The organism is Streptomyces lunalinharesii (genome assembly GCF_039532155.1).
Taxonomy (GTDB): domain Bacteria; phylum Actinomycetota; class Actinomycetes; order Streptomycetales; family Streptomycetaceae; genus Streptomyces; species Streptomyces lunalinharesii.
Genome location: NZ_BAAARK010000009.1, coordinates 79449 through 101463, shown reverse-complemented (window position 1 = coordinate 101463; position 22015 = coordinate 79449). Strand labels below are relative to the sequence as shown.

The following is a 22015-nucleotide window of genomic DNA, read 5'->3' as shown; positions in this document are numbered from 1 at the left end:
TCTCGACCAGGGAGCCGAGATGACGGGTCCACGCACCGCCGGTCCCCCGCGCCGACGCCTGGTACCGAAGGCGCTGACGAGCGAACGCCCGCGCCCGGAGCGGATACGCGACCTCCCCGGTGCCTGGTGGCTGGCCGTCGCCACCGTCTGCTTCGGCGCCTTCATGGGCCAGCTCGACGCCAGCATCGTCACGCTCACCTACGGCAGCCTGCGCACCGAGTTCGGGGCCCAGCTGGCGGCCGTCGAATGGGTTTCGCTGGCCTACCTGATCACGCTGGTGGCGCTGCTCGTGCCGGCCGGCCGCCTGGCGGACGCGCACGGCCGGAAGCTGTTCTACCTGTACGGATTCGTCGTCTTCACGGTCGCGTCGGCCGCCTGCGGACTGGCCCCGTCGCTGGGCGCGCTGATCGGCTGCCGGATCCTGCAAGCCGCCGGGGCCGCGATGATGCAGGCCAACAGCGTCGCCCTGGTCGCCACCAGCGCACCGCGCGGACGGATGCGCACCGCACTGGGCGTCCAGGCGGCGGCCCAGGCACTCGGCCTGGCCCTGGGCCCCACCGTCGGCGGCGCCCTGGTGTCCACGTTGGGTTGGCGCTGGGTCTTCGGCGTCAACGTGCCCGTCGGCCTGGTCGCCCTGGTGGCCGGGCACTACCTGCTGCCCCGCACCCGGAGTCGGCAGCACGTCACGGGCTTCGACTGGACCGGGCTCGCCCTGCTGGCCTTGGCCACGACGTCCGGGCTGCTCGGCGTCTCGGCGGCTTCCGGGCTGCCGGTACCGGGGTGGGGCATCGGTGGCCTGTTCGTGCTCTGCGCGGTGTCTGCCTGGGCGTTCGTCGAGCGGCAGCGGCGCGCCGCGACGCCGTTGCTGGATCTGAAGCTGCTGCGCCTGCGGGCGGTCTCGTCCGGACTGCTGGGGGCGTTGAGCGGTTACCTGGTGCTCTTCGGGCCGCTCGTCCTCGTCCCGGTCGTCCTGACGGGCAACGGACACTCGGACCTGACCGCGGGGGCGGTGCTCACCGCGCTCCCGGCGGGCTTCGCCGCTGCCGCCACCACCGCGGACCGGCTGCTGCCCCTCACCCTGACGGACCGCACCCGGTGCATGCTGGGCGCCGCCGTCTGCACGGTGGCGCTGGTCGCCCTGCTCGTCGTCCCCCTCACCCCGGTCGGTCTGGCCCCGCTGCTGGCCCTGCTCGGGGTGGGCCTGGGCACGTTCACGCCGGCCAACAACACGCTGATCATGGGCGCCATCCCGGCGGCCTCGTCCGGCACCGGCGGCGGACTGGTCAACATGACGCGGGGGCTGGGCACCGCGCTCGGCGTCGCCCTCGTCGCCCTCGCCCTCCATGCCGCCCCCGCCCACGGCCCCCTCGACGGCGCCCGATGGGCACTCGTCGTCCTGATCGCCGCCTCCGCACTCACCCTGGCCGCGGCCTGGCTGGGGCCCAGGACCAAGGACGGCGCCCGGCACGACCACCGACCGGTACGGCGCGGCACACCGCACCGACGCGGAAGCTCCAGCTAGTGCTGTGACCGGGCCAGAACACCCGCCATCCCGGCGTGCTCAACGCTCAACGCTCAACGTCGCGAGCGCGCCCGCAGCCGCATCCGCATCCGCAGCGAGAAGGGCATCCGCCGGGGCGGTCGCCCCCTCTCCCCCGCGCCCTGACGCCCCGGCGAACCTGTGCGGTCAGAGCACCTAGAGTTGCGAAGCCCCTCCGTCGACAGGGAACTCCGTTCCCGTCGAGAAGGTCGCATCGAACGCCAAGTACGCCACTGCGGCGGCCACTTCCTCGGACGTCCCCAGCCGCTGCATCGGGTTGGTGCTCCGGTAGGTGTCCTTCATCGCCTCGGCGACGTCGGCGGGCAGCGAGGAGCGGTCCAGGATGCCCGTGTCGATCGGGCCGGGGCTCACGGCATTGACGCGCACCTTGCGCGGAAGCAGCTCGCGGGCCAGGGTGCGCGTCATCGACCGCAGGGCTGCTTTGCTCGCCGAGTAGACACTGAGCGCGTCGAGGCCCCGGACGTTCACCACCGACGTGGTGAGGACCACGCCGCTTCCCTCGCGCAGCAGTGGCGCCAACGCCTGCACGGTGAAGTACGGGCCCTTGACGTTGATGCCGAACAGCTCGTCGTACATCTCCTCCGTCGTCGAGTCGAACGGCGCGGACGCAGTGACGCCGGCGTTGACGAACAGCGCGTCCACCGCGCCGAACCGCTCCTGGACCACGCCGGCCATCGCCTTGATGTCCTTCAGGGACGCGGCGTCGCTCCGGACGGCGATCGCCTTGTTCCCCAACTGCTCCAGCGCGGCGTCCAGGGTGGATTGGGTGCGGCCGGTGATCAGTACGTGCGCCCCACCGTCCGCGAACAACCGGGCCGTAGCCAGGCCGATACCGCTGCTTCCGCCCGTGATCACGATCTTCTTGCCGTCATAAGTGGTCATGCCCTCCAGCCAAATACCCACCCGCACACCCTGTCCAAGACCTGTTTCGTATGCCGTCATGTCCCAGGCGTATCGAGGCGCGCAACGTACCCTGGGCGAATGGACGTTGATCTGCGGCTCGTGCGCTATTTCACGGTCGTGGCGGAGTACGGCAACTTCGGCCGGGCCGCCACCAAGCTGCACTTGGCGCAGCCGTCGCTGAGCCGCCAGATCCAACGACTGGAAGCTCAGCTCGGTGTCCGGCTCTTCGACCGCTCGCCGCAGGGCAGCAGCCTCACCGACGCCGGTCAGGCCTTCCTTCCCAGGGCCCGGATGCTGCTCCAAGAGGCCGAGCAAGCCGCTCACATGGCCAGAGCCGCCGTCCAGCCCCGTACCATCACCGTCGGCTACGCCGAAGGACTGGTCATCACCGCGTGTGTGCAGGAACTGCGCCGCCGGCACCCCGACGCCCAGGTCCGCACCCGGCACCTCGACTGGCGGGACACGCACGCCCTCGCCGAGGGGCGGGTCGACGCCCTCGTCGCATACCGACCCCTGCCCTTCCCAACGGACGGCTTCCGAGTGACCGAGCTCCATGAGGAGTCACGGGTACTCGTCACGTCGGCGAGTCATCATCTGGCGAACGACAAACCCGTCAGCCTGCGGGCCCTGTCGGACGAGGAACTGATGGTCTGCGTCAGCACTCCGGTTGTCTGGAGCACGCCCAAGCCGGTCGGCGACCGCCCGGCACCACCCCCGCCCGGAATCGACGACAGCTACGAGGACAAGCTGGAACTCATCGCCACCGGCCACTGTGTCGCGATCTTCCCTGCCGGGGATCGACGCGCTGCTGCGCGCGAGGACATCGCCCTGGTGCCCCTCATCGACATCGATCCCTGCGAAGTCGTGCTCGTCACGCGCGCTGACGACCCCAACCCGCTGCTCGGATCACTGGAAGACGTCGCCCGTACATTGCTCGGCACAGCCTCCCGACAGGAGAACAACGAACTGCCGGTCAACTGACCCCCCTTGCCTCTGCGAGGTGTTCCAGAGGGCTGTCGCCGCGCTGCACGGCCAGCGGGGCTGTCGACCGCTCCGGTGTGGGGCCGACTCCACCGATTTCCCACTCGGTCCGTCAGCCGTACATCGCCACGCAGTACGGACGCGCAAGTGCGCCACTGAGTGGGAAGGGGGTGCGGCTTACCGGCGGAGCCCGGGCGCTGCGACGCCCGGGCGCTCGTCCTCCGGCGCGCCGCCCGGCTCAGAACGTCACGGCGATCTCCCCTCGCCGACGGCCCCTTCCCGCGTCTTGTCGTCGACCGGGTTGAGGCTGGTCGCCACGGCCCCGGATCAGCACCTCTCCCGGCCCCGGCTCAGGCTCAGGCTCAGGCTCGGGAACCTCGACGAGGTCGGGCACGTCGGGTTCCCGGGCCTCCCGTGGGGCTTCCGGGGACACCCCCGTGACGGCCCACGACAGCAGCGTGACGAGCAACCCCCGCTCACCGCACGCGAGTTCACGACAACGCAACACCCCGCTCCACGCGTCACTCCAGTGACATGAGCGTGCAACCTTTCCACAGCGCGACTCGTCACATATGAGGCGCAACTGTGCGCACGTACGCCTGCGCACACACGCACAACCATGCGTCATGCACGGCCCGAACATGGCGTACGCCAACCCGTGTCGCCCAGGCGGCACTTCGGAACCGAGAGGTCTGCTGGATGAAGATTCGACGTGCACTGACGGCCGCCGCCGCGGCGGCCGTACTGGCGCCTGCCGCCGTACTGGCCGCGCCCGCCGCCGCGTTCGCAACGGCGCCGGTGACCGAGGCCGGTCCCCGTACGCCCACCGCTCCCGACTCCCCCGATGCCGCGAGACCGGCGGACCGGCCGGCGGACTCCGCAACGAGCGGCGGCGGAACGACCACCCCGGACGAGCCGCGGCGCCCGGGCGACGCCGCTGCCGGTGGTTCGGCGTCCCTGGACCGCGACGGGCCCACCCGTCCCGCCCCGGGGCAGCAGCCGAAGGCCGCCGGGAGCGCCGGAGGGACCGCTGAGGGGGCCGCTGGTGGCGGCAAGGACGCCGGCGATGCCGACGGTGCGGGTCAGTCCTGCGCGTTCGAGTCCGACCAGTTGCAGGTGGCCGTCCACGGGCTGCCGCGCGAGTTGGCTGCGGGCGGTGCCTGGACCTCGTTCTCCATGACGCTCACCAACACCACCGGCACCCGCCTGGCGGAGGTCCAGCCCTTCCTGCTCGTGTCCTCCGCCGAAGACGTCGACCGGCCGTACTGGGAGCTGGAGACCGAGTACCACGACGCCAAGACGGGGAAGTGGAAGACCTTCCACGACGCGACGCCCGACGAGCTGTTCGGCTCCTTCGCCGTCGGTCCGCGCAGCACCCTCACGCTCCAACTGCGCACCCACGTGGTCAAGGACGCCAAGCCCGGCGCCGGTTACGCGCTCGCCGCCGGCGACTACCGCAACCGCGACGGCTCCTGTGGTTCGGCCAAGGAAGCCTGGTACGACTTCACCATCCTCCCCGCGAACGCGAAGCCGACGCAGCCCCCGACCAGCAAGCCCACCGAGCCGGGCAAGCCGGGTGGCACGGCCGAGCCCAGCCGGAGCGCCGCGCCCGGCGGCGCTGCGGATGGTTCCGACTCCACCGGTGGCCTGCGCGCGCAGGGCGGCGCCCACCTCGCCGCGACCGGCTCCTCGTCCGCGCTCCCGGTGATCGCCCTCGCCGGCGGAGCCGCCATGGTGATCGGCGCGGGTGCGGTCGTCGGCGCACGCCGCCGCAAGGGCGTCGCCGGTCCGAACGCCACGGACGCCACCGCGTAAACGCACCGTCGCTCCCAGCACCTGACAACCAAAGGATCCACGGCCCGGAGACCCCGTGACACGGGGAACAAAAGGTCCGCGGGTCCGCAGAACCGGGAAAGTGATCTTCATGAAACTGCGCCGCGCCCTGTCGGTCTCGGCCGCGACGGCCGCCCTGCTCCCCGTGACGATGGCCGCCGCACCCGCCTCCCAGGCGGCCCCCGCCGAGGCACTCCCCACGTGCTACGACATCGACACCGCCTACGGGCAGTACCACAACAACACCTTCGTGGGCCGCGTGTTCGGCATACCCAAGTCGGTCACCCTCAGCACTCAGTGGACGACCTACACGGCCACGCTCACCAACGCCTCGGCAAAGGAGCTGAAGTCGTTCGAACTCAAGGCCAAGCTGGGCAGTTACGTCTACAACGAGGGCGAGCGCGACCTGGGCCCGTACGGCGACCTGCAGTACTGGGACACCGCGCAGCGCGCCTGGAAGACGCTGCGCCAGGCCGACGGAGGGGCCCGCGGCACCGTCCCCGCCCCGAAGACGCTGAAGCCCCGCGAGTCCGTCCACGTGCAGCTGCGATTCAGGGTGGGTGAGAACCTGCCCATGGACCAGGCGTACGACGCGCTCACCGGCCTGACCGGCACCTTCGTCGACCACTACCGCGACACGGACTGCACGGCCAGCGGCGACGCCAGCGGCAGCTTCTCCCCCCGCAAGGGCTGACACCCACGAGGAGGTCTGCCGCCGTCACGGTCTGACGGCGGCAGACTCCTGCGGTGCGTGGGGATTCCGACGGCCCACGCCCCGAGACACCGGAACGGATCTTGCCGACCGCCCCGTCATCGGCCTTGGCGGTCTGCCCCGGAGGCGCCGCCCGCCACGACGTCACGCGGGCGCGAACCGGCACCCGTCCGCCGGTAGCCCTTGGAAGGGTCTCGCCATCACGTAGTCGGGTTGCTGCTACGGGTCCCGCCAGTTGGCGGTCGACCGCGAGGACACGGCCGGGCTTCCCTTCCCTGACCACTTCCCGATCGCAACATCACTGCGCGCTTCCGGGACTACTGCGTACCCGCTGCGGAGAAGGAAACGGGAAACAGCACCGTTCGCCTTGTCCGTCCGGGCGCGGTTGGCGCACTCTTTCCTGCGGCAGCCCCGTTCACATGGACGGATGGTCATGGAGGTTCTCGTGCCGCAACCGTCCACCGCGTTCGGCGAGGAACTGAGGAAGCGACGTTTGGACGCCGGCCTCAGCCTCACCGCGCTCTCGTCCGCCGTTCACTACAGCAAGGCGCAACTGAGCAAGGTCGAACGAGGCATCAAGGCGCCCAGCCGCGATCTGGCCCGGCTGTGCGACGCCGCCCTCCGGGCCGGTGGCGCACTGATCGCCCTGGTCGCCGCACCGGCTTCGGCCGTGCCGCAGGAGCCGGCACCCGGCGGAATCGACGAGGAGGAGTGGACGATGCAACTGTCTCCGGACGGCTCGGGGAGCTTCGAACCCCTGGGGCGGCGCCAGGTGGTGGGCGTGGGCGCCGCATCGTTGCTGCGCTGGCGTACCGGTGGTCAGGGCCCGGTCCCGTCGGCCACGGGTGTCGGAATGTTGGCGGCGTCCCGTGACCTGTTCACGCACTACCGCAAACTCGGCCAGAGCGTGGAGCCCGGCTTCCTGCTCCCCGGGCTGATCGCACAGACCCACACGCTGCGCGAGCTGTCGGCGCACGTCGACTCCCGCACCCGCCGGGAACTGCTGGCGCTCGGCTCCCGCTACGCCGAATACATCGGCTGGCTGGTGCAAGAGACCGGCGACGACGCGGCGGCGCTGTGGTGGACCCAGCGTGCGGTGGACCTCGCGGCTGCCGGCGGTGACCGAGCACTGGCCGGATACGCCCTGGTCCGGCGTGCCTTGGTCACCCTGTACCAGGACGACGCCGAACAGACCGTCGCCCTGGCCCAGCGCGCACGGAGCGGCTCGCTCCCGTCCCGGATCCGCGGGCTCGCCGCGCAGCGCCAGGCACAAGGACATGCGCTCGCGGGTGACCACGACGCCTGCCAGGCTGCCTTGGACCGGGCTCGGGAGCTGCTCGCCGACCGATCGGACGCATCCGACGCACCGGTGATCGGCAGCATGCACCTGCCCGACTCGGTCGGCATGGTCCAGGGGTGGTGCCTGTACGACCTGGGCCGTCCGCGACAGGCAGCCGAAGCGCTGGACCGGCAGCTCACGCAGGTCTCTCCCCACGCGATGCGCACCCAGGTGCGTTACGGGGTGCGCCGGGCACTCGCATACGCCGCGGACGGCGAGATCGACCACGCCTGCGCTCTGACCGCGGCACTGCTCGACGGGGTGGCCGCCGTGCGGTCCGCAACCGTCACGATCGACCTGCGGCGCCTGGCCCGCGTCCTGGCCCGGCACCCGCAGCAGGCGTCGGTGCGCCAGCTCTCCCCGCGGCTCGCCACATTATGCCGCTCCACCACTTCCTGAAGAGGAGTCCACGATGGCCAAGGTATTCATCAACTACCGGACGGGCGACGGTCACGAGTCCGCCGCCTTGATCGACAACGAACTCTCGAACCGCTTCGGGAAGAACCGCGTCTTCCGCGCCTCGAAGTCCATCCTGCCCGGGGAGGCCTACCCCGATGCCCTGCTGACGAGCTTGCGACGCAGCGCTCTGCTGCTGGCGGTGATCGGAGGCGACTGGATCAACTTCCAGGACCGGTTGGCAGATCCGGAGGACTGGGTGCGCAGGGAAATCCTGACGGCGTTCGAATGTGGGATCCCGGTGGTTCCCGTCCTCGCGGGCAGGACGACGGGGCGTCTGGAGAAGGACCACCTGCCGGATGCCTTGGCACGACTGGCGGACTTGCAGTCCGTCCGGCTGGACATGCAGAACGCGGAGGCCGACCTCAAGCGGCTCGGTGACGTCGTCGCGGAGATGGTGCCCGAGCTGCATGCCGCGGAGCACGCCGACGAGCGCGGCACCGACCAGGACGCCGTGTCCAATTCGACCGGAGACGTCCACGGAACCGTGGTGCAGAGCCGCGACTTCACCGGAGACGTCGCCGGGACCGTGATCAAGGGGGCGACCGGACCGGTCCACTCCGGCACCGGCGACATCTACCAGAACTCCCGCCATCAGTCCGGGGGACGCCACTACTCGGGCGACGGCATGACGATCGTGGAAGGCGATCAGCGGGGCGACGTTCGCCACCAGTTCGGTGGCCGAGGTCGGCACGAGGACGACGTGCGGTGACGGGACCCGGCACGACGCGGGTCGAGAATCCCCGCGGCCCGATGCACGCCGGGTACGGGGACCTCTACAACGTGAACGTCACCGTCGGCGGCCCTCAGGAGCCGAGCGTCCGCAGCCCCCGACGCATCGCGGACGACCAACTCCGCTGGCTCAGGCAGCGCTTCGTCGATCCCGAGGGCATGGGTGCGGCCCGCCGCCTCCTGGCGGAACACGGCACCGTCATCCTGTACGGCGAGCCGGGCAGCGGGCGAACAGCGGCGGCACGCGTGCTCCTGTACGAACTCCCGCGAGAGACGGGCGTCTTCCGCGAACTGCTGCCCGGCGACGAGGAGGAGACCCCACTCACCGATCCCGCACTGGTCGGAGCCGGCGACCGGCTGCTGCTGGATCTCGCCGAGGCCACCGGTACCCGCTGGACGAAGAACCGTAGGGACCTGTCGTCCCTGCGCGAGGCCGTACACGAGCAGCAGGCGCACTTGGTCGTCGTCATGCCCTACGACGACGGCCTGGAATCCGACCTCCAATTCCTGCGCGCCGACCTCGCACGCCCGCCGGCCGAGGAAGTGCTCCGTCGCCACTTGCGACTCCACGGCGTACCGCATGACGCATTCCTGCAACCGGCGCCTGCGATGGCGGAGTTCCTGGGAGAACAGCGCACGGTGGCGGAGGTCGCGGACTTCGCCGACCGTGTGCGTCGGGCCCGTGCCGCGGATCCGGGCGTCGGCTTCGCCCGTTGGTGCGAGCAGGCACGTGACGCCCGCAAGACCCGGCGGAAGGAGGTGGCCCGTCTCGTCGCCGAACGGAGCGAGGCATCGCAACGGGCGCTGCTGTTCGCCACGGCCATGCTGCACGGGGCGCACGCCGACGTCATCCACCGCGCCACCGACGTGCTGCTGCACCTGCCCGGGGGCCCTCGGGAAGAAGGGCCCTCACTGGCGTGCAAGGACCTGGCCGAGCGCCTGGAGGAGATCCATGCGTCGACCGGAACGGACGGCCACGTCCAGTTCAAGGAGTTGGACTACGACGACGCGGTACGCGTCCACTTCTGGAACCACATGCCGCACCTCCGGCCCCTGTTCAGCTCCTGGACCGCTCGTAGCACCGAGTTGGACGATCCACACCTCACCCCGGGCCTGCGCGAAGAGTTGGTGCATCGGCTCGCCGACCAGTACCTGCGCACCCACCAGTGGCAGGAGCTGACGGCCCTGGCGCACGAGTGGGGGGCCGGGGCCAGGTCGCAGGCGCGCGCGTGGGCCGCGATCCACGCGCTCTCCCGCGGCCTGGAACACCAGCGGTACGGAGCTGACTTCCGGCAGTTGGTCTACGCATGGTGCCGGGACAAGCAACTGACGGGGCAACTCGCCTACGTGCTGTTGCGCGTCTGCACCGACGTGATCGCCCCCACCCACCCCGACCAGGCAATGGTCCGGCTGCATCACCTGGCCCGCCGCGAGCACGCGGCCACGCACGCGTTGGACGCACTGTGCGCCTTGGTGGCGACGAGCAGCCGGCTCAGGCGCCGCGCCCTCGACCGCGTCACCCGGCGGTCGTCGGCCCCGGCCGCCGATGCGCGCCTCTTCCTGCGGATCTGCGATCCGGTTCCGCTGACGGAGCCGGGCGGGGCGCCCCGTGCGCTGGTGGACGAGGGCTACGTACGAGAGTGCGTGTCCCTCGGCTGGCTCGTGGTCTTCCGTCACCTGCCACGGCTCGACTGGCAGCCCTACGCGGAACGCTGGCTGCACCTCGCCTCCGACTCCGCCTCCGACGACCGCCGTGACCTGCTGCTCGACCTCTTGGTCAACGGCGCTGGTGGGGACGGCACCCACTTCGCGGTGCTGTACGCGGTGGCACGGGCCGCGGAGCCCACCACGTCCGGTGGGCCGGCACGCGGCGCCGCGACGACCGACCGGCTGCTCCAGAAGATCTCAGCGGCCCAGGGCCTCCGCCCACCTGCCGCTTCATCTCGATCCGCGACTCCCGGGGGGACGACACCATGACGACGGGATCCAAGACCACCACCGTGTTCCTGACCACCTTGTGCGCTCTGCTGCTGACGATCGTCGGCCTGGTGCAGCGGTGGCCCGGCTGGGCCTGGGCGGCCCTCGCCGTTCTCCTCGTCGCCGTGCCCACGGTGACCTTCAAGATCGCCGAGTCGCGGCGCGGCTCGTTCTCCGTCGACTTCGAGGAGCAGCGCACGGCAGTGCCCATCGAGCGCCGGGAACACCGCCTCAGTTCCGTTGCGCTTCCCAGTCAGTGGGCCGACTACGACTTCCTGTTCTCCGCGACCGTGCGGTGGTACCCGCTGGATCCCAACGGCCACGGCCCGGTGGTCAATCCGGCCGGCCTCGCCGTCGAGGCGGTGTTGGAACGGGCCCGCGCGCTCACCGAGCTGCGCGATCCCGACCGCGTCTCACTCGTCGAGCACGAGTTGGGCGGTGCGCTCAGCCGGCTGTGCCCGGACCGCACCGAACTTCTCCAGGCCATGGCGGAGAACGTCACGCTCACCTTGCACGCACACGATCGGGAGCGGCTGGACAAGTTGGCCGAGGTGCGCAAGGACAAGGCGGTCTGGGAACACCAACGCAAGTACGAACAGAGCAAACGCGAGTACCTGGGCGAAGACGTGCTGAAGGACACCGGCAGTGCGGTGGTCTGGTGGCTGGCGAAAAACGAGGACCGGGTGGAGAAGACCGTGGCGGACCTCGGCCTGCTCGCGCAGCTCGCGTCCGCCGCCAATGACGCCGACGTGCCCGATCGGCTGCGGGCGTTCGTGCCTCAACTCGTCGACGGGCGAACCGACGCGGAGGACGTCGACGGCCCCTCCACCGTCGTCGAGCGCGAGCCGACCGCCACCGAGCACTTCGAGGCGTTCCTCACGAGCATGGGCTTCCCCGACGGCGACGTCCGCCGCGGCATGCTCGCCAAGCAGGTCGCGGACGTCATCAGGACCCAGGGCCGGAACGAGACCGCCGAGGAAATGTTGCGGCGGTTCGAGCCACCGGCGCGTTACCGGTCGGATGACGAGGATCCGTCGGTCGGTGGGGACGACGCGGGGTTCGAGTCGCCGCCCGGGCGGTGAGCCGACGGGGCGGCCCCTCAGCCCTCTTCCTCCGCTACCGGGTAGGGCACGAAGGTGCTGGTGTTCTCGTCGATGTGGAGGGGGCGGGCCAGGGGTGGGGCGGCGCGTTGGGGGCAGTTGAGGCGTTCGCAGACGCGGCAGCCCATGCCGATGGGGGTGGCGGTGGCGGCGTTGTCGAGGTCGAGGCCGTCGGAGTAGACGAGGCGGTGGGCGTGGCGGATTTCGCAGCCGAGGCCGATGGCGAAGGTCTTGCCTGGTTCGCCCCAGCCGCCGCGGTGTCGGGTGAGGGCCCGGGCGGTCCACAAGTAGCGTTGACCGTCGGGCATTTCGGCGATCTGGACGTGGATGCGGCCGGGGGCGGTGAACGCTTCGTAGACGTTCCAGAGCGGGCAGGTGCCGCCGGCGCGGGAGAAGTGGAAGCCGGTGGCGGATTGGCGTTTGGAGAGGTTGCCGGCGCGGTCGACGCGGACGAAGGAGAAGGGGACGCCGCGCAGGCGGGGGCGTTGGAGGGTGCTCAGGCGGTGGCAGACGGTTTCGTAGCCGAGGCCGTAGCGGTCGGTCAGGCGCTCGATGTCGTAGCGGACGTGTTCGGCCGTGGCGTGGAAGTCGGTGTAGGGCAGGACGAGGGCGGCGGCGAAGTAGTTGGCGACGCCGATGCGGGCCAGGGCGTGGGCGGGTGAGCCCGGCGGGAAGTCCTCGGCTGCCTGGTCGTCGAGGTGGTCGCCGTGTTCGAGCAGGGCGAGTTGGGTGGCCATGCGGAAGGCGCGTTGGCCCGGGCGCAGCCGGGTGGACAGGTGCAGGGTGCGGGTGGCGTCGTCGTAGTGGTGCAGGCGGTCGTCGGTGTCGGTGGACAGGCGGACGGCGTGACGGTCGGCGAGGCGGGTGGTCAGGACGCGGAGCACGTCGCCGGGCCGGATGCCGATGTCGGCGGCGAGGCGTTCGGCGGCCTGGTCGGTCTCGTGCAGGTAGTTCTGCCGGCGGTAGAAGAAGTCGCGGATCTCCTCGTGGGGTGAGCCCGGCAGCTGCGGGTCGGTCCCCCGGCCGTCGGTGGCGCCCACCAGGCGTTCGGACAGGTGGTGGTTGCGGCGGCCGAGGTCGAGCAGGACGTGGGCGATCGCGGGCGTCCGGGCGGCGAGTTCGGTCAGGTCGGCGGTGGAGATGCGGGCCGCGGCGAGTTCGCCGGCCAGTGCCTCGCGCAGGTCCGCCACCAGTCGGGTGGTGTCGCGCTCGGAGAAGAATCCGGGGTCGACGCCGAACGCCTCGGTGAGGCGGAGCAGGACCGGGACGGTGAGCGGACGGGAGTCGTGCTCCATCTGGTTGAGGTAGCTGCGCGAGATGCCGAGGGCGCGGGCCAGGTCCGCCTGGCTCATCCGTCGTTCCTCGCGCAGCCGGCGCAGGCGCGCTCCCGCATACGTCTTGCTCACCGCGTGTCCTTTGCTGTCCGGGTCGTGGTCGGCGTACGCGAGCGGGTCCGCCGCGTGGCCGTTGCAATGTTCGCAGAACTGCGGGTGAAGATTTGCAGAAGTTGGCAGGCGTCCACGCTTGTTGGCACTCAGTGCCACTGCCAGAGTCTGAGTGCGGCCCGCTGGACCCGAACGGCCACCGCCCGGATCGGGGCCCGATTCACGGCCCTGACGTCGGAGATCCCGGCAACGGCGGTGTCCAGCACCGGCAACATTGCTCAGCTCCGCTCCCCGGAGGGACGGCGGGCCGCATCCCAGTCACACGAAGTACGACACACAGTGCCACCCGTTGCTCATACAGGCAGCGGTGTTGGCATCCACCACGGACCGAGGAGACGGTGACAGTCATGGCACAGGCGAGGACGCAGGCCATCGAGGAACTAGCCCGGCGCTGGGCCACCGACCCGCGGTGGCAGGGCATCGAGCGCACCTACGGCGCCGCGGACGTCGTGCGGCTGGCCGGCAGCGTCCGCGAGGAGCACACCCTGGCCCGGCGCGGCGCCGAGCGACTCTGGCGCCAACTGCACGAACTGGACTACGTGCACGCGCTCGGCGCGCTCACCGGCGGCCAGGCCGTCCAGCAGGTCAAGGCCGGCCTCCAGGCCATCTACCTCTCCGGCTGGCAGGTCGCCGCCGACGCCAACCAGGCCGGCCACACCTACCCCGACCAGAGCCTGTACCCGGCCAACTCCGTTCCCCAGGTGGTCCGTCGGATCAACAACGCGCTGCTGCGCGCCGACCAGATCGCCACCGCCGAGGACGCCGGCGACACGACGGACTGGCTGGCGCCGGTGGTCGCCGACGCCGAGGCCGGTTTCGGCGGTCCGCTCAACGCCTTCGAGCTGACCAAGGCGATGATCGCGGCGGGTGCGGCCGGCATCCACTACGAGGACCAGCTCGCCTCGGAGAAGAAGTGCGGCCACCTCGGCGGCAAGGTGCTGGTGCCCACCTCGCAGCACATCCGCACGCTCAACGCGGCCCGGCTCGCGGCGGACATCGCCGACGTGCCGACGCTGATCGTCGCCCGTACCGACGCCCTCGCCGCCAACCTGCTGACCACCGACGTCGACGAGCGGGACGCCGAGTTCGTCACCGGTGAGCGCACCGCCGAGGGCTTCTATCGGGTGCGCAACGGCATGGCGCCGGTGATCGCCCGCGGACTGGCCTACGCCCCGTACGCCGATCTGATCTGGGTCGAGACCGGTACCCCGGACCTGGCCCAGGCACGGGAGTTCGCCGAGGCGATTCACGCCCGGCACCCGGACCAGATGCTGGCCTACAACTGCTCGCCGTCGTTCAACTGGAAGGCGGCCCTGGACGACGACCAGATCGCCAAGTTCCAGCGGGAGTTGGGCGCGATGGGCTACAAGTTCCAGTTCATCACGCTGGCCGGTTTCCACTCCCTCAACCACGGCATGTTCGACCTGGCGCGCGGCTACGCGGACCACGGCATGACCGCCTACGTCGACCTCCAGGAGCGGGAGTTCGCCGCGCAGCAGCACGGCTTCACCGCCGTGAAGCACCAACGCGAGGTCGGCACCGGCTACTTCGACCTGGTCTCCACCGCGGTCAACCCCACCTCCTCCACCACCGCACTGGCCGGCTCCACCGAGGAGCAGCAGTTCCACTAGGCCGTGCGGGGGGGGGCGGACGACCGTCCCCGTCCGCCCCCGCTCCGCCCGCCGACGCCCGCTCCCGCCCCTCCCGCAGGAGAATCCGATGCCCACCAGCGCACTGACCCGTTCCGTTCGCGTGCTCGCCGCCCCGGGCGAGCGGCACGACGAGATCCTCACGCCCGAGGCCCTGGACTTCGTCGGTCACCTGACCGCGGAGTTCGGCGGGCGCCGGCGGGAGTTGATGACCGAACGCCGTCGGCAGGCCCTGCGCCTGGCCGCCGGCGCACCGCTCGACTTCCCCCTGGTCACCTCCGCCGTCCGGGCCGACCCGACCTGGCACGTGGCCCCGCCCGCGCCCGGTCTCGCCGACCGCCGCGTGGAGATCACCGGGCCGCCGGACCGCCGCACCACCCGCGACGCCCTCGCCTCCGGGGCCCACGTCTGGACCGCCGACTTCGCCGATGCCACCGCGCCCACCTGGGCCAACGTCATCGACGGGCAGGTGAACCTGCTCGACGCGCTCGCGCGTCGCATCGACGTCACCAGCCACGACGGCGAGGGGGACCGACGCGCCGAGCGCGCACGCCGCACCACGATCGTGGTCCGCCCCCGCGGCTGGCACCTCGACGAGGAACACCTCCGGTACGACGACAGCCCGGTGCCCGCCGCGCTCGTCGACTTCGGCCTGTACCTCTTCCACTGCGGGCAGCGGCAGCTCGACGCCGGCCACGGCCCGTACTTCCACCTGCCGGAGGTGGCGAACCGCTACGAGGCGCGGCTGTGGAACGACGTCTTCGTCGGCGCCCAGGACCTGCTCGGCATCCCGCGCGGCACGATCCGCGCCACCGTGCCCGTCGAGACCGTCACCGCGGCGTTCGAGATGGAGGAGATCCTCCACGAACTGCGGGACCACGGCGCGGGGTTGCAGGCGAGCCGCTGGAACTACCTGTTCAGCCTGGTCAAGACGTTCGGCCACCGCACCGACTTCCGGCTGCCGGACCGCGCCGGGGTGACGATGACCGCGCCCTTCCTGCGGGCCTACACCGATCTGCTGGTCCGCACCTGCCACCGGCGCGGCGCCCATGCGATCGGCGGGTCGGCGGCCCAGGTGCCCAGTGCGGACCCCGCCGCGCACCAGGCCGCCCTCGCAACGGTCCGACTGGACAAGGAAGTCGAGGCCGAGGCCGGCTTCGACGGCGGCTGCGTGGCGCATCCGGGACTGGTCCCGGTGTGCCGCGAGGTCTTCGACGGCGTCCTGGCGGACCGGCCGCACCAGATCGAGCGGACCCGCGACGACGTGGCGGTGACCGCCGGCGACCTGCTGGCGGTGCGCCGGATCAGCACCCCGCCCACGCCGGAAGGGCTGCGCGCCAACATCACGGCCGCGCTCCGCTACTTCGACGCCTGGCTGCGCGGCGCCGGGACCGTGCCTCTGGACGGCGTGCTGGCGGACGCGGCGACCGCCGAGATCGCCCGCGCCCAGGTGTGGCAGTGGCTGCGGCACCGCCTCGTCGACCGGGAGACGGTGTTGCGGATGCTCGACGAGGAGAGCGCGTCGCTGGGCGCCCAGTACCCCTGGGCCGCCGTGGAGGAGGTGCGGGCCCTGTTCGAACGGACCTGCCTGGGCATCGAGTTGCCCGCCTCCTTCACGCCCGACGCCTACTCCCGCCATCTCGTCCGGCACGCCCAGGCACGGGCGTGAGCCGGTGCGTCGACCCGGGCTGAGGGGCCCGGGGGGCGCCGCGGGGGTTGAGGGACCCGTGCGGTCGCTGTGAGACGGGGCGCGGGGCGGGGGAACCCGTCCCGCGCCCCGCTGTGGTGGACCGCCGGCCGGCCCCACCACCCGCGAGCCCCACCCCCGCCCGGCCCGCGTCAGGAACTGGTGAGGACGACCAGTTGCCGGGTCGCCCGGGTCATCGCGACGTAGCGGTCCACCGCTCCTGCGACGCCCGCCCCGAACGCCGCCGGGTCGACCAGGACGACCAGGTCGAACTCCAGGCCCTTCGACAGCTCGGGCGTCAGCGAGCGGACGCGGGGCGTCGCCCGGAACGCGGGGGCGCCGATGACGCAGGCGACCCCGTCGGCGTGCGCGGCGAGCCAGGCATCCAGGATCGTGTCGAGTTCCGCGACGGACCCGTGGGTGACGGGCACGTCGCCGCTGCGGATGGAGGTCGGCACGTTGGCGTCCGGGAGCACGGCGCGGATGACCGGCTCGGCCTCCGCCATGACCTGTGCCGGCGTACGGTAGTTGACGCTCAGCGAGGCCACCTCGACCCGGTCGAGCCCGACCCGCGCCAGCCGTTCCTGCCACGACTCGGTGAAGCCGTGCCTGGCCTGGGCCCGGTCCCCGACGATGGTGAAGCTCCGGGACGGACAGCGCAGCAGCAGCATGTTCCACTCGGCGTCGGTCAGTTCCTGGGCCTCGTCCACGACGACGTGCGCGAACGGCCCGGCGAGCCGGTCCGGCTCGCTGCCGGGCAGGGCGGCCGCGTCGATCAGGCTGTCCTGGAGGTCCTGGCCGCGCAGCATGGTCACGGCTCCCTCGCCGTCGTCGTCGGCCGCGAGGACGTTGTCGATGACGTCGGCCATCCGGGCGCGTTCGGCGGCGACGGCGGCCTCCTGCCGACGCCGTCGCCGGGCCGCCTGCGGGTCGCCGAGCCGCTGTCGGGCCGCGTCCAGGAGCGGCAGGTCGGCCACCGTCCATGCCTGGGGAGCCTCCTTGCGCTGGAGCGTGTGCACCTCGTCGCGGCTCAGCCAGGGAGCGCACAGCCGCAGGTAGGCGGCAACCGACCAGAGGTCGCCGACCAGGTCCGCCGCTTCGAGCAGTGGCCAGGCACGGTGGAGGGTGGTGACCAGCTCTTCGTCGTGTCGCAGCGCCCTGCCGAACAGCTCGGGCGGAACGTCGTCGTCGAGCTTGTCCAGCAGGATCGTGACCAGTTCCGCCCAGATCTGCTCGCGCGCCTCGTTGTGCGGCGTGCCGGCGCCCGCTGCCTGGAACGCCTCGGCCCAGTCGTCGGCGCTCAGCCAGACGTCGGCCCAGTCCGTCGTGACCGTCATCCCCTCGGCCGGCGGCTCCTCGTAGAACCTGACCGCCGCCTCGATCGCGCGCACCATCTGCGCGGACGACTTCAGGCCGGCCACCTCCGGGTCGGTCTCGCTCGCCGCTCCGGCGCCCTCGGCGACGAGGTCCCGCACGGTGCAGGTCCGCACGCCCTCCTCGCCCAGGCTGGGCAGGACGTCGGCGACGTAGGCCAGGTAGGGCTGGTGCGGCCCGACGAACAGCACCCCGCCCCGACGGTGGCCCAGGCGGGGGTCGGAGTGGAGGAGGTAGGCGGAGCGGTGCAGGGCGACGACGGTCTTGCCGGTGCCCGGGCCGCCGTCGACGACCAGGGTGCCGCGGGAACCGGCCCGGATGATGGCGTCCTGGTCGGACTGGATGGTGGCGAGCACGTCCCGCATCCGGGCCGACCGGCTGCTGCCCAGGCTGGCGATGAACGCGGACTGGTCGTCGAGCGCGGCGTGCCGTCCGGGCGCCAGCGCGTCGGCGGTGAACACCTCGTCCCAGTAGTCGCCGATCCGGCCGCCGGTCCAGCGGTAGCGGCGGCGGCTCGCCAGTCCCATCGGGTTGGCGTGGGTCGCGCCGAAGAACGGCTCGGCGGCCGGCGAACGCCAGTCGACCAGCAGCCGGCGCCCCGAGCCGTCGGTGAGGCCGAGCCGTCCGACGTAGACGGGCTCGGGGTCGTCGGCGGTGACGATGCGCCCCAGGCACAGGTCCAGGCCGAACCTGCGCAGGGCGCGCAGGCGGGCGGTCAGTCGATGGATCTCGGCGTCCCGGTCCATGGCGGCCCGGCCGACGCCGCCGGGTGCCTTGAGCGTGGCGTCGAGCTGGTCGGACAGCTCGCCGATCGTACGGTCCAGGCTCTCCGCGAGGGCCGCGAAGTGCTGCTCGTCCTCGGCGACCAGTGCCTGGTCGGCCTTGGCCGCGAGCCGGGCGGGAAGCGCGAACGCGCTGGTGGTCAGGGAACCCATGACATCAACCCCGATCCGAGGCCGCGCCCGCGGCGCCCACCGGCGCGGCGCCAGGCACGGTGCCAGGCACCAGCAGCCGCAGGCCCCGTTCCACCGCCCCGGCGGCAGCGCCCGGCTCGCCTTTCGACAACACGTCATGCACGTCGTGCATCCCCCGTTTCCGCAGGTTCTGGCTTTGGCCTGCGATTCTGCGGTACGACAGGGGCCTTGCCGCAAGCCCCCCAGTGCGCTATATGTTGAGAATGGCAAGGAGCGTTCGTACTCCTTGCCTCTTCTCATTTCGGCGCCGGTGGCACCGCTCCCCCACCGGCCGCGGCGCTCTCAGCCCTTCAGCCCGTAGAAGTGGATCCGGGAGTTCGGGGTGAAGCCGATGCGGGGGCGCTCATCGTCGATGCGCCGCGGTGGCGGGGCGCGCCACACGGCGTTCACCCCGGCCGCGCACCCCCGACTGACCGGCACCGCCGCCGCGGGGCGGCGTGAGCAGCCACAGCGCCAGCAGCCCGCTACCCACGCCGACGCCGACGGCCACCGTGCCGCCGCCGAGCGTCCAGCGCGGCCGAACCCGAGGCCGAGCAGCGTCGAAGTCGCCGCCCAGCCGCGCTCTCCGCCGCGGATCATGCCGAAGGTGATGCCGATCGCCGCCAATGTGAACGTGGCGATGCCCAGGTGGTCGATGCGGGTCGAGGTGGTGGTGTCGTCGGTGAGGACCACGGCGGAGAGGGCCATCGTGAGCGCGCAGACCGGGACGCCCGCGAAGAAGATCCACTGCCAGGACAGGAACTGCGTCAGGACCCCGCCGGCGACGTTGCCGGTGCCGGCGGCCGCGCCGGCCACCGCGCCCCAGACCGCGAAGGCCACACCCCGGTCGCGCCCGGTGTAGGTGAGCCCGATCAACGGGAGCAGGGTCGAGAACATCGCGGCACCGGTCAGGCCCTGGACGGCTCGCGCGGCGATCAACACCGCGGCGTTGCCGGCCAGTCCGCACGCGAGCGTGGCCACGCCGAAGACGCCGAGGCCGGACAGGTAGAGGCGTTTACGCCCCAGGTTGTCCCCGAGCGAGCCCATGCCGAGCAACAGCCCCGCCAGGGCGAGGGGGTAGACGTCGACGATCCACTGCGCGGCGCCGAAGCCCGCGTGCAGGTCGTGGGCCATGCTGGGGAGCGCCACCGTCACGATCGTCGAGTAGACGAGCAGCACGAACGTTCCCGAGCAGGTGGCGACCAACGGCAGCCAGGTGCGCATGGCGGGTTTCCTTCCGAAGCCTGGAGCCTTCCGGGACCAGGCTGCTGTAATACGCTTGTGCAGCAGAACCCTTACGGAGAAGACCCCGTCCGGCTGGTCCTGGACCTTGCCGCCCAACCGCCGTGCACCCCAGCAGAGTTCGCCGACCGGTGCGTCGCCGCGGGCATGGCGATCGACCGCCCGGTGGGCGACGGGGACCTGGCGGAGCTCCTGGAATTCCTCCCGCGCTGGCTCGCGGTGGTCGACGCCGACACCCCCGAGCAGCGGGCGGCCCTGCTCAACGCGCTCCTGACGGACGCGTCCGAACACCCCCGCCTGACCGACCACGCCGACGGCGGCTGGCACGTTCACTACCGTGCCGACGGCCTGGGCCTGGCCGGTGTGGTGCGGGCGGTGGTCAGCGTGGGCACCGCCCTGCACCTGACCCACCGCGGCATGGACCGGCTCGGCCGTTGCGCCCTGCTCGACTGCGGCCGGGCGTACGGCGACTTCACGCGCGGCGGTCGGCAGCGCTACTGCTCCCCCGCCTGCGCGAACCGCGACGCGGTGCGTCGTTTCCGCGCCCGGCAGGCCGCCCGCCAGGCCGCTCGGAAGCCGTGAGGCCGGCGGCGCGGCACCCGCGCCGGCTCACCGACCCGTCCGGCCCGCCGCCCGCAACTCCGCCCGGGCCGCGCGCACTTCGTCGATGGCCTGGAGGTGGCCGCCGTCGACCGCGCAGCGTCCGGCCCGTTCCAGCAGTCGGGTCGCCTCGTTCGGCGCCGTCCCGCCCCGTACGCGGGCCAGCGCCGTCAAGGCGAACGCCAGGGCGGTGCCGCCGAACGGCTCGGCCAGTTCGACCGCGGCCAGGGCCAGGCGCTGCGCGTCCGCCGACTCGCCGCACAGCAGGTGGAGTTCGGCGAGGTTGGCGCGCTCGAAGGCGGTGGCCGTGGGGCGGCCCGCCTGTTCGGCCAGGGCCAGTGCGCGGTGGCCGTGGGTCAGCGCGTCGCCGTACCGGCCCGCGCGGCGCTCGGTCTCCCGCAGCACGGACAGCACGGTGGCCAGCAGGGCCCGGTCTCCGGCCGCCTCGGCCGGTGCCAGTGCCGCGGCGGCGGGGCCGGCCGCCTCGTGGGCGAGGCCCGACAGCCCCAGGCAGACCGTCTGTTGCGCCCGCGAGCGGGCCAGCAGTACGGGGTCGTCGGCGTCCCCGGCGGCGGCGCACTGCTCCGCCGTCCGGGCGGCCGCCAGCCCCTCCTCGTAGCGGCCGCAGTAGGACAGCACCGCCGAGTGGGCCATGTGGTGGGCGGCCCGGATGGTGTCGGGGGCGCCGGGGCCAGGCGGGTGGGCGGCCAGGACGGCGAGGGCCTCGTCGGCCCCCGGGCCGCGGCCGAGCACCTCCGCCAGGCGGGCGGCGGCCAGTGTGCAGGCATCGCGCTGCCCTTGCCACTCGTACGAACCGAGGGCCTCGCGCACCACGGCGACGGCGTCCGCGTACCGTCCCGAACGGTCCAGGTGCAGCGCCCAGTCCAGTCGCACCCGTGCCGCGTCCGCCTCGGGCCGTGCGGACCGGTCGTCGCGGGAGCGGCCCGTCGCGGCCAGGGCCCGGTGCAGTTCGGCCCGGCGTCGCGCCAGTCGTGCGCGGGCCGGTTCGGCCCAGGGCGCGTGGCGGTCCTCGGGCAGCAGCTCGCCGCTGAGGGCCTCCAGGGCGCGGGTGAGTGCGCGGTGCCCGCCGTGGCGCAGGGCCCGCCGGGCGGCGGCTTCCGCCTCGTCGGTGTCCACGCGTACCGTGTGCGGTGCCAGCCGCAGCAGGTCGCCGTCGGTGGTCAGGTACGCGGAGGCGCCGCGCGGCGGCAGTTCGGGTTCCAGGGCGTGCCGGGCGGTGTGCAGTGCCACCCGCAGGCTGCCGAGCGCGGAGCGGAGTTCGGCGTGCGGCCAGCACGCCGCCATGACCTGTTCGCGGTGCAACGCGTGGTCGGGCGCGAGGGCCAGCAGCTTGACGAGCGTCCGGGCGCCGGGCCGGGACCAGCGTTCCACGAGCGGGGCCCCGTCCTCGCGGACCAGCCGGAACCCGCCGAGCAGTCGAATGCGCAGCATGGGGGGAGGCATCGGCCGG

16 protein-coding genes are annotated in these 22015 nt (G+C 72.2%); 11 read left to right on the top strand and 5 right to left on the bottom strand.

Annotation, left to right across the window (positions count from 1 at the left end):
• The first annotated feature begins 19 nt into the window (after positions 1–19).
• Positions 20–1522: an MFS transporter gene (locus ABD385_RS16525; protein WP_344576345.1), complete on the top strand. Its 1503-nt coding sequence runs from the start codon at positions 20–22 to the stop codon at positions 1520–1522.
• 174 nt (positions 1523–1696) lie between these two features.
• Here the strand turns inward: ABD385_RS16525 and ABD385_RS16520 are convergent, their stop codons facing one another.
• Positions 1697–2443 carry an SDR family oxidoreductase gene (locus ABD385_RS16520; protein WP_344576342.1) on the bottom strand — a complete coding sequence of 249 codons (747 nt, stop codon included), beginning with the start codon at positions 2441–2443 and terminating at the stop codon, positions 1697–1699.
• Between the two features lie 99 nt (positions 2444–2542).
• Here ABD385_RS16520 and ABD385_RS16515 point away from each other — a divergent pair, with 99 nt between their 5' ends.
• The 7 genes from ABD385_RS16515 (at position 2543) to ABD385_RS16485 (ending at position 11576) form a co-directional block, all read left to right on the top strand.
• Entirely contained in the window at positions 2543–3445 is a 903-nt protein-coding gene (locus tag ABD385_RS16515) for a LysR family transcriptional regulator (protein WP_344576339.1), read from the top strand.
• Positions 3446–4144: 699 nt separating this feature from the next.
• Positions 4145–5260, top strand: a complete 1116-nt coding sequence (locus ABD385_RS16510) for an LPXTG cell wall anchor domain-containing protein (protein WP_344576337.1) — start codon at positions 4145–4147, stop codon at positions 5258–5260.
• Between the two features lie 109 nt (positions 5261–5369).
• Positions 5370–5972, top strand: coding sequence for a hypothetical protein (locus tag ABD385_RS16505; RefSeq protein WP_344576334.1), 603 nt, complete (start codon positions 5370–5372; stop codon positions 5970–5972).
• A 463-nt stretch (positions 5973–6435) separates the two neighbouring features.
• On the top strand, positions 6436–7728 hold the full coding sequence (locus ABD385_RS16500) for an NsdA family TPR-like regulatory protein (RefSeq protein ID WP_344576331.1): 1293 nt from the start codon (positions 6436–6438) through the stop codon (positions 7726–7728).
• A 13-nt stretch (positions 7729–7741) separates the two neighbouring features.
• Entirely contained in the window at positions 7742–8497 is a 756-nt protein-coding gene (locus ABD385_RS16495; protein WP_344576329.1) for a toll/interleukin-1 receptor domain-containing protein, read from the top strand.
• The gene (locus ABD385_RS16490) at positions 8494–10494 is read left to right on the top strand and encodes a hypothetical protein (protein WP_344576325.1); all 2001 of its coding nucleotides are present in this window, start codon (positions 8494–8496) and stop codon (positions 10492–10494) included. The genes ABD385_RS16495 and ABD385_RS16490 overlap by 4 nt, the downstream gene beginning before the upstream one ends.
• On the top strand, positions 10491–11576 hold the full coding sequence (locus ABD385_RS16485) for a hypothetical protein (protein WP_344576322.1): 1086 nt from the start codon (positions 10491–10493) through the stop codon (positions 11574–11576). Before ABD385_RS16490 ends, ABD385_RS16485 begins: the two co-directional genes overlap by 4 nt.
• Before the next feature lie 17 nt (positions 11577–11593).
• Here the strand turns inward: ABD385_RS16485 and ABD385_RS16480 are convergent, their stop codons facing one another.
• The gene (locus tag ABD385_RS16480; protein WP_344576319.1) at positions 11594–13000 is read right to left on the bottom strand and encodes a short-chain fatty acyl-CoA regulator family protein; all 1407 of its coding nucleotides are present in this window, start codon (positions 12998–13000) and stop codon (positions 11594–11596) included.
• 386 nt (positions 13001–13386) lie between these two features.
• On the opposite strand from ABD385_RS16480, the gene aceA reads away from it, so the two are divergent.
• On the top strand, positions 13387–14670 hold the full coding sequence (aceA, locus tag ABD385_RS16475; protein ID WP_344576316.1) for an isocitrate lyase: 1284 nt from the start codon (positions 13387–13389) through the stop codon (positions 14668–14670).
• Positions 14671–14758: 88 nt separating this feature from the next.
• The gene (locus ABD385_RS16470; RefSeq protein WP_344576313.1) at positions 14759–16357 is read left to right on the top strand and encodes a malate synthase; all 1599 of its coding nucleotides are present in this window, start codon (positions 14759–14761) and stop codon (positions 16355–16357) included.
• A gap of 170 nt (positions 16358–16527) precedes the next feature.
• Here ABD385_RS16470 and helR read toward each other — a convergent pair whose 3' ends face one another.
• Together helR and ABD385_RS16460 are read right to left on the bottom strand one after the other, a co-directional pair.
• Complete coding sequence (helR, locus tag ABD385_RS16465; RefSeq protein WP_344576311.1) at positions 16528–18684, bottom strand: RNA polymerase recycling motor ATPase HelR; 2157 nt, start codon at positions 18682–18684, stop codon at positions 16528–16530.
• A 321-nt stretch (positions 18685–19005) separates the two neighbouring features.
• Positions 19006–19926: an MFS transporter gene (locus tag ABD385_RS16460; RefSeq protein WP_344576309.1), complete on the bottom strand. Its 921-nt coding sequence runs from the start codon at positions 19924–19926 to the stop codon at positions 19006–19008.
• A 57-nt stretch (positions 19927–19983) separates the two neighbouring features.
• Here ABD385_RS16460 and ABD385_RS16455 point away from each other — a divergent pair, with 57 nt between their 5' ends.
• Entirely contained in the window at positions 19984–20526 is a 543-nt protein-coding gene (locus ABD385_RS16455) for a CGNR zinc finger domain-containing protein (RefSeq protein ID WP_344576306.1), read from the top strand.
• A 27-nt stretch (positions 20527–20553) separates the two neighbouring features.
• Here ABD385_RS16455 and ABD385_RS16450 read toward each other — a convergent pair whose 3' ends face one another.
• Positions 20554–22008 carry an AfsR/SARP family transcriptional regulator gene (locus ABD385_RS16450; protein WP_344576304.1) on the bottom strand — a complete coding sequence of 485 codons (1455 nt, stop codon included), beginning with the start codon at positions 22006–22008 and terminating at the stop codon, positions 20554–20556.
• Positions 22009–22015 lie beyond the last annotated feature (7 nt).

Bases quoted from the DNA above. Each gene is read 5' to 3' on its own strand.
- ABD385_RS16525 (WP_344576345.1), top strand. From the start codon at position 20: ATGACGGGTCCACGCACCGCCGGTCCCCCGCGCCGACGCCTGGTACCG.
- ABD385_RS16520 (WP_344576342.1), bottom strand. From the start codon at position 2,443: ATGACCACTTATGACGGCAAGAAGATCGTGATCACGGGCGGAAGCAGC.
- ABD385_RS16515 (WP_344576339.1), top strand. From the start codon at position 2,543: ATGGACGTTGATCTGCGGCTCGTGCGCTATTTCACGGTCGTGGCGGAG.
- ABD385_RS16510 (WP_344576337.1), top strand. From the start codon at position 4,145: ATGAAGATTCGACGTGCACTGACGGCCGCCGCCGCGGCGGCCGTACTG.
- ABD385_RS16505 (WP_344576334.1), top strand. From the start codon at position 5,370: ATGAAACTGCGCCGCGCCCTGTCGGTCTCGGCCGCGACGGCCGCCCTG.
- ABD385_RS16495 (WP_344576329.1), top strand. From the start codon at position 7,742: ATGGCCAAGGTATTCATCAACTACCGGACGGGCGACGGTCACGAGTCC.
- ABD385_RS16485 (WP_344576322.1), top strand. From the start codon at position 10,491: ATGACGACGGGATCCAAGACCACCACCGTGTTCCTGACCACCTTGTGC.
- aceA (WP_344576316.1), top strand. From the start codon at position 13,387: ATGGCACAGGCGAGGACGCAGGCCATCGAGGAACTAGCCCGGCGCTGG.
- ABD385_RS16470 (WP_344576313.1), top strand. From the start codon at position 14,759: ATGCCCACCAGCGCACTGACCCGTTCCGTTCGCGTGCTCGCCGCCCCG.
- helR (WP_344576311.1), bottom strand. From the start codon at position 18,684: ATGGGTTCCCTGACCACCAGCGCGTTCGCGCTTCCCGCCCGGCTCGCG.
- ABD385_RS16460 (WP_344576309.1), bottom strand. From the start codon at position 19,926: ATGCGCACCTGGCTGCCGTTGGTCGCCACCTGCTCGGGAACGTTCGTG.
- ABD385_RS16450 (WP_344576304.1), bottom strand. From the start codon at position 22,008: ATGCCTCCCCCCATGCTGCGCATTCGACTGCTCGGCGGGTTCCGGCTG.